The sequence below is a fragment of the Micrococcus sp. CS26 genome (assembly GCF_055522295.1).
This window is the reverse complement of the sequence record NZ_JBVFVY010000040.1, coordinates 1-6,839: the sequence shown is the minus strand read 5'-3', so window position 1 is coordinate 6,839 and position 6,839 is coordinate 1. Positions and strand designations below refer to the sequence as shown.

Genomic DNA, 6,839 nt, shown 5'->3' with positions numbered 1-6,839 from the left:
GCCTACGTGGCACGACGCACCGCGGAGGGCAAGTCCAAGCGAGACATCATTCGCTGCCTCAAGAGGTACGTGATCCGCGAGGTATACCACCTCGTGAAGACCAACCCTCGCACCGGTCAGATCGCGAGTTGACAACTATAGGAGCATCAACGCCCTGGCCGAGAGCGTGAACGGGCTCTACAAGGCCGAACTCATCCACTCCAAGCGGATCTGGGAGTCCGTGTAGGCGGTGGAGCTGGCCACCATGGGGTGGGTGCACTGGTGGAACACCACCCGCCTCCACGAGACCCTCGGCTACCGCACTCCCGCAGAAGTTGAGACGGCCTACACTCACGACCAGGATTCAGCGCCCGTTGCGTCCTGACCTCGGAACGAAACCCAGGGCGCTTCACATCGAGTGTATCGACGTGCCACGAGCGACCCCTTCGCGCGTCTATCAGGATCGACTCGTCCCGTCCCACCCCTTTACGGAACCCCAAATGGCGATATCATCGCCATATGACGATTGATGCGATCCCGGCCGAGCCTCAGTTCGAGGTGGCAGACAGTCATGCCGCGCTCTTCCATGCCCTCGCCGAACCCACACGCTTGGCTCTCCTCCAGCACCTCTCGACCGGTGAGCACCGAGTTCGCGACCTTGTCGAACACATGCACCTTGCCCAGTCGACCGTCAGCAAGCATCTCTCGTGCCTGCGCGACTGCGGTCTGGTCACCGCGCGCACTGAAGGCCGCGCTTCCTGGTTCACCCTCGCCGATCTGCCCCGACTAAAGGGCCTGCTCGAGGTGGCGGACGACCTGCTCGACACCTCCGGGACCACCCTCTCCCTGAAGAACCACCGCGATCACGAGAACCTCGAGGACGGGGACCTCTGATGAGCTCAGGACACGACCATTCGCACGGCGGCAGCGGGTCGAGCACCGCCCGGACGCGACTCGCCATCGCCTTCGCCATCACCTCCGTCATCGTGCTCGCGCAAGCGATCGGGAGCGTCGTCACCGGAAGTCTTGCCCTGCTCACGGACACGGCGCACGCCCTCGTCGACGCCTCCGGACTGCTGGTCGCGCTGATCGCGGCGACCATGATGTTGCGCCCGGCCAGCAGCAGCCGAACCTGGGGATTCGCTCGCATCGAGGTACTGGCAGCCTTGGCCCAGGCCACGCTCCTGATCGTGGTCGGCACCTACACCGCCGTCGAGGGTATCTCGCGACTAACCGACCCCCCGGACGTCCCCTCAGGAGAGCTGCTCATCTTCGGTGTGATCGGCCTGGTCGCGAACATCGCCGCGATCCTCATCCTGGCCGGAGGCAAGGACTCGAGCCTCAACATGCGTGCCGCGTTCCTCGAGGTTCTCAATGACGCTCTCGGTTCGCTCGGCGTGATCACGGCCGCGATCGTGATCCAGCTGACCGGATTCCAACAGGCCGATGCACTGGCTGGTTTGTTCATCGCCGCGCTGATCGTGCCTCGGGCGTTCCGCATCATGGCCGAAACACTGCGGATCCTCATGGAGTACACCCCGAAGGGAGTGGATCTCGATCAGGTGCGCGAGCACATCCTCGCTCTCGACCACGTCCAGGACGTCCACGACCTGCACGCCTCAGCGATCGGGAGCAATCTGCCGATCTTCTCGGCTCACGTCGTCGTCGGGGAGGAGTGCTTCGAATCAGCCCACGCACTGCGGATCCTCGAAGAGGTCCATGTCTGCGTCAGGACGCACTTCCCGATCGCGTTCGAGCACGCCACGATCCAACTGGAGAGCCCGTCGGTGCATCGAGGTGAATCCGAACGTCCCTTGCACACTTAGCGCCCACGGATCCGCACTCCTCCTAACCGCAGGCGAGGGCGACAAAACGGCGCGCACCCCACTCGATGGTGGGGTGCGCGCCGCGGGTAGTCGCTGGGCTCAGCGGAAGGAGACGAAGGTGGGATTACCCCAGATGGTGCGCTCGGTGACAGCCCAGTACGTGATCCGCGAGGTATACCACCTCGTGAAGACCAACCCTCGCACCGGTCAGATCGCGAGTTGACAACTATAGGAGCATCAACGCCCTGGCCGAGACCGTGAACGGGCTCTACAAGGCCGAACTCATCCACTCCAAGCGCGTGTGGGAGTCCGTGCAGGCGGTCGAACTGGCCACCATGGGGTGGGTGCACTGGTGGAACACCACCCGCCTCCACGAGACCCTCGGCTACCGCACTCCCGCAGAGGTCGAGGCCGCCTACACTCACGACCAGGATTCAGCGCCCGTTGCGTCCTGACCTCGGAACGAAACCCAGGGCGCTTCAGTCAGCGATGGCTATCGCGTGCTGTGCTTCGAGAAGGATGCATCGTATGTTCCGCTGGTCCAGTCACGGCTGGACCGGTAGCCGAGCCGTGGTCGCGGAGCTTCTGGCGACGAACGACCTTGCGCCATCTCACCTCCGTGCTTTCAAACGGGGCCACGGCGTAGTTGCATGTTCGAGGATATTCTGAGGTCATGTCCGTCTCTGAGTTGTCCGCGAGCACCCAGAACTATTTGAAGGCTGTGTGGGGTCTGACGGAGTGGTCGTCGGTGCCGGTGACGCCGACGCTGATCGCGGAGCGGACGGGATTGAAGCTCTCGTCGGTCTCTGATGCTGTCCGTAAGCTCTCTACGCAGGGTCTTGTCGAGCATGCTCCTTACGGGTCGGTGGAGTTGACGGAGACGGGGCGCTCCTACGCGCTGGCGATGGTACGTCGGCATCGGTTGATCGAGTCGTTCCTCGTCAGTGTCTTGGGCTACTCGTGGGATCAGGTGCATGATGAGGCTGAGCACCTTGAGCATGCGGTGTCGGATTTCATGATCGACCGGATCGATGAGTTCTTGGAGTTCCCCACCCGCGATCCTCATGGTGACCCGATCCCGTCCGCTGACGGGACGGTGCAGATCCCGGATGCGACACAGTTGACCGGAGTCGGGGCGGGGCACCGGGTGGTGGTCGAGCGTATTTCGGACTCGGACCCGGCGCTGCTGCAGTTCTTCGAAGAGCATGGTTTCGTAATCGGATCAACGCTGGAGATCGGCGAAGGTGCCCCGTTCTCGGACGCGCTGGACGCGCGAGTTACGGGATCGGACACCTCGGTAGCACTGGGGCGTTCGGCGACAGATGCACTCTATGTGTCTGTCGTGGCCAGTTGATGCGGTCACCGCGCAGCTTCGTCGTGGAGTGATGCATGGAGCACGCCTGCTCCGGCAGGGAGCAACGTGCCATGCCATTCCGCCGAGCGGACCTTGATGATGTCGTTTTCCGCTGTGCAGGCCTGGATGCGTGACCGTGTGTCGGGGCGAGGGTGTCGCTCGTCGAGGAAGACCAGTGTTTCGAGTGGTGCGTCGGCGACGCGCGTGATCCTCACGGGAGCCCATCGCGGGCGTGCGAGTTCCCGCAGACGGGCATCTCGGCGGGATTCGATGTGACCGTCTGGGGTGGGGATGGGTTGCCCGTAGGGGTCGTGGGTGGGCTGGTCGAGGGAGGCTTCGATTCGCTGGAGGAAGCGGGGTGAGCTGCTGGCTTCCAATGCGTCGGCATTGGCGGCGAGTTCGCTCCAGGGCAGGTCGAGGGCGTCGTGGAGGAAGCACCGAAGTATCCGGTTCGTCCGCACTGCCCGCATCGCTTCGAGGTGTCCCGTAGGAGTGAGGGAAAGGCTTTTGTACCGTTCGTGGTCGACGAGACCGTCATCGACGAGTCGCTTCACCTGTTCGGACACGCTCCCCGGCACGAAACTCAGCGCACGGGCAATGCCCGTCACCGTAACCGGAGCGTCACTGTTCTCAGTCAGGGACCAGATGGCACGGAGATAGCGTGCTCTGGTCCCTGACCGGTCGCTCTTGCCGCGCATGCGGGATACCCCTACTGAGCGGAAACGAGTGCCCGTCTGCGGCGTGTGCTCATGATCCGGGTTCCGATGAGACCGTGCCGGGGGCTGAAAAAGTAGACGAGCGCGAACACGGCTCCCTGCGCGAGGACGACCATGCCACCGGAGGCGGTGTCGAGGTAGTAGCTCAAGTACAGGCCGACGACGGCGCAGGCTGCGGAGATCACGGGAGCGATAACGAGCATGCGCCCGAACCGGTCCGTGAGTAGGTATGCGGTAGCTCCCGGGATGATGAGCATCGCCACGACCAGGATGACGCCAACGGCCTGGAGGGCGACGACGGCGGTGAGCGCGAGGAGACCGAGGAGCGCCGCGCCGAGGATCTTCGGATTCAGTCCGATGGCGTGGGCGTGGGTGGGGTCGAAGGCGTAGAGGGTGAAGTCGCGGCGCTTGGTGACGAGGATCGTGAAGGTGATCGCGCCGAGGATGATGACCTGGATGAGGTCGGCCCAGGACACGCCGAGCAGGTTGCCGAAGATGATGTGGTTCAGGTCGGTCTGCGACGGGGTCACGGAGATCAGCACGAGCCCCAGAGCGAACAGTGTCGTGAACACGATCCCGATCGCAGCGTCCTCCTTGACCCGACTGGTGTCCCTCACCGCGCCAATGAGGGCGACCGCGAGGAACCCGAAGATCACCGCTCCGAGGGCGAAGGGTGCGCCGACGATGTAGGCGAGCACGACCCCAGGGAGGACGGCGTGGGAGACGGCGTCGCCCATGAGCGACCAGCCGATCAGGACGAGCCAGCAGGAGAGCACCGCGCACACGATCGAGGCGATCAGGGTGGTCGCGAGGGCGCGCACCATGAAGTCGTAGCTGAGCGGCTCGAGGAAGAAGTCGATCAGGTTCATCAGTTGTCGCCTCGGTTCAGGACGTCCAGCCCGAAGGCCAGAGCAAGGTTGTCGGGCCGGAGTACCTCATCAGGGTCGCCGTGCATGAGCACGCGGCGCATCAGGAGCACGGCTTCGTCAGCCAGGGCGGGCAGGGCGTGGAGATCGTGGGTGGAGACGAGGATCGTCGCCCCGTCGTCGGCGAGTTCGCGCAGCAGCCGGGTGATCGTGGCCTCGGAGCGTTTATCGACCCCGGCGAACGGCTCATCCAACAGCAGGATCGACGCGCCCTGGGCGATCCCCCTGGCCACGAACGCCCTCTTCTTCTGGCCACCGGAGAGCTGCCCAATCTGCCGGTCCGCGTACTCAGTGAGCTCCACCCGCTCCAAGGCGTGGTCGACGGCGTCGTGGTCGGCTTTCTTCGCGTGGCGGGTGAATCCCATGTGTCCGTAGCGGCCGGTCATGACGACATCGCGTACGGTCACTGGGAATGCCCAGTCGACGTCCTCGCTCTGCGGCACATAGCCGACGGCCCCCGACTTGCGTGCCTTCGTCGGGTTCTCACCGTTGACGCGGACCGTGCCGGAATCGGGACGCAGCAAACCCATGATCGTCTTGAACAGCGTCGACTTCCCCGATCCGTTCATGCCCACGAGTCCGCACACGCGTCCTGCCTGGATGTCGAGGGTGGCGTGGTCGAGGGCGAGGACCTCGCCGTAGTGGACCGTGACGTCATGTACCGAGATCGCGGTCGTCATCAGTTGCGTGCCGTCAGCGCGTCGATGATGGTGGTCGCATCGTGGCGGATCAGCTCCAGGTAGGTCGGGACCGGCCCGTCCGCTTCGGACAGGGAGTCGACGTACAGCACACCACCGAACTCGGCGTCGGTCGCTTCGACGACCTGCTGCATCGGGGCGTCGGACACGGTGGACTCGCAGAACACCGCGGGTACGTCGCCTGCGCGTACGAACTCGATCGCGGAGGTGATCTGCTGCGGGGTGGCCTGCTGCTCCGCGTTGACCGCCCAGATGTACTTCTCGGTCAGCCCGGCGTCCCGGGCGAGGTAGGAGAACGCACCTTCGCAGGTCACCAACGCCCGCTGGTTCTCGGGCAGGACCGACAGCTCGTCGACCAGCTCATCCTGCACCGTCTGCAACTCGGCCTTGTACGCCTCGCCGTTGGCCTCGTATTCGCTCGCGTTGTCGGGGTCGAGGTCGCTGAACGCCTCGACCATGTTGTCGACGTAGATCTGCACGTTCACCGGACTCATCCACGCGTGCGGGTTCGGCATCCCCGCGTAGGCATCCTCGCTGATGTCGATCGTCTCGACCCCCTCGCTGACCACGACGTGGGGCACATCCAACCCGTCGACGAACTGCGCGAACCACGCCTCCAGATTCATCCCGTTGTCGAGAATCAGATCCGCCTCCGACGCTCTGCGGATGTCTCCGGGGGTGGGCTCGTAGCCGTGGATCTCCGCCCCTACCTTCGTGATCGACTCCACCCTCAGGTTGTCACCGGCGACGTTCTCGGCGATGTCCGCGAGAACGGTGAACGTCGTCAGCACCACGGGACGCTCATCGTCAGCTCCTGCATCGTTCTCGCCGGATGTTGCGCATCCGGCGAGAGAGAGCGCGAGCACGGACGCTGCCAGCAGCGGCAGGGAACGGCGGGAGAAGAAGCGGGAGTTTCGTGGCATGGATGGTTCCTTAGCTGAGCGGGTGACGAGGTGCGGGGTGGAAGTTCACGTGAGCGGTGGAAGCGGAGGGCTTGGGGGCGGGCCAGCGCGATGGGATGCGGCGATGAAGTGGTCGAGCTTGTCGGGTGCTTCTCCGCGCAGGTAGACGCCGAGCATGCGCAGGAGGTTCAGCATCACCGTTTCGGGGTCGGACGACGTTCGCAACAGGCGGGCCGCAGCGGCGTGGTCAGCGTCGCGCACGGACTGAAACAAGGTGATGGCCTCCAGCCACGCACCCTCACTGCGCTCGCCCACATACGTTCGTCCCATGCCACACATCCTAGTGTTCGGTGTGCCGTAGTTCCAAACATGGGCGTGGCATAGACAAATAAACTACATTGATGTTATTACTAGATACGCCACTCCGAACATCGGTGA

At 64.1% G+C, this 6,839-nt stretch carries 8 protein-coding genes and 3 pseudogenes; 6 read left to right on the top strand and 5 right to left on the bottom strand.

Annotated elements, in window-relative coordinates:
• From ACZ1IK_RS10965 to ACZ1IK_RS10940, 6 genes and pseudogenes are all read left to right on the top strand, one after another.
• Window positions 1-132, top strand: a pseudogene (locus ACZ1IK_RS10965) (IS110 family transposase); the annotation flags it as partial.
• A 16-nt stretch (window positions 133-148) separates the two neighbouring features.
• A pseudogene (locus ACZ1IK_RS10960) lies at window positions 149-364 on the top strand (integrase core domain-containing protein); the annotation flags it as partial.
• A 134-nt stretch (window positions 365-498) separates the two neighbouring features.
• Window positions 499-873 (top strand): ArsR/SmtB family transcription factor, encoded by a 375-nt coding sequence (locus tag ACZ1IK_RS10955; protein ID WP_041103453.1) that lies wholly within the window; start codon window positions 499-501, stop codon window positions 871-873.
• Window positions 873-1,805 (top strand): cation diffusion facilitator family transporter, encoded by a 933-nt coding sequence (locus ACZ1IK_RS10950; RefSeq protein WP_041103451.1) that lies wholly within the window; start codon window positions 873-875, stop codon window positions 1,803-1,805. Before ACZ1IK_RS10955 ends, ACZ1IK_RS10950 begins: the two co-directional genes overlap by 1 nt.
• Before the next feature lie 206 nt (window positions 1,806-2,011).
• A pseudogene (locus tag ACZ1IK_RS10945) lies at window positions 2,012-2,260 on the top strand (integrase core domain-containing protein); the annotation flags it as partial.
• Between the two features lie 218 nt (window positions 2,261-2,478).
• The gene (locus ACZ1IK_RS10940) at window positions 2,479-3,159 is read left to right on the top strand and encodes a metal-dependent transcriptional regulator (RefSeq protein ID WP_041103449.1); all 681 of its coding nucleotides are present in this window, start codon (window positions 2,479-2,481) and stop codon (window positions 3,157-3,159) included.
• Between the two features lie 5 nt (window positions 3,160-3,164).
• On the opposite strand, the gene ACZ1IK_RS10935 is transcribed toward ACZ1IK_RS10940, so the two are convergent.
• The 5 genes from ACZ1IK_RS10935 to ACZ1IK_RS10915 are packed head-to-tail and all read right to left on the bottom strand — an operon-like array spanning window position 3,165 to window position 6,731.
• Window positions 3,165-3,857, bottom strand: coding sequence for a metal-dependent transcriptional regulator (locus ACZ1IK_RS10935; protein WP_080772556.1), 693 nt, complete (start codon window positions 3,855-3,857; stop codon window positions 3,165-3,167).
• 11 nt (window positions 3,858-3,868) lie between these two features.
• Window positions 3,869-4,744: a metal ABC transporter permease gene (locus ACZ1IK_RS10930; protein ID WP_041103446.1), complete on the bottom strand. Its 876-nt coding sequence runs from the start codon at window positions 4,742-4,744 to the stop codon at window positions 3,869-3,871.
• Complete coding sequence (locus ACZ1IK_RS10925) at window positions 4,744-5,484, bottom strand: metal ABC transporter ATP-binding protein (protein ID WP_228063070.1); 741 nt, start codon at window positions 5,482-5,484, stop codon at window positions 4,744-4,746. The genes ACZ1IK_RS10930 and ACZ1IK_RS10925 overlap by 1 nt, the downstream gene beginning before the upstream one ends.
• A complete protein-coding gene (locus tag ACZ1IK_RS10920) occupies window positions 5,481-6,422 on the bottom strand; it encodes a metal ABC transporter substrate-binding protein (RefSeq protein ID WP_041103442.1) in 942 nt (313 codons plus the stop codon). The genes ACZ1IK_RS10925 and ACZ1IK_RS10920 overlap by 4 nt, the downstream gene beginning before the upstream one ends.
• A 45-nt stretch (window positions 6,423-6,467) precedes the next feature.
• Window positions 6,468-6,731, bottom strand: coding sequence for a hypothetical protein (locus ACZ1IK_RS10915; protein ID WP_041103440.1), 264 nt, complete (start codon window positions 6,729-6,731; stop codon window positions 6,468-6,470).
• Window positions 6,732-6,839 lie beyond the last annotated feature (108 nt).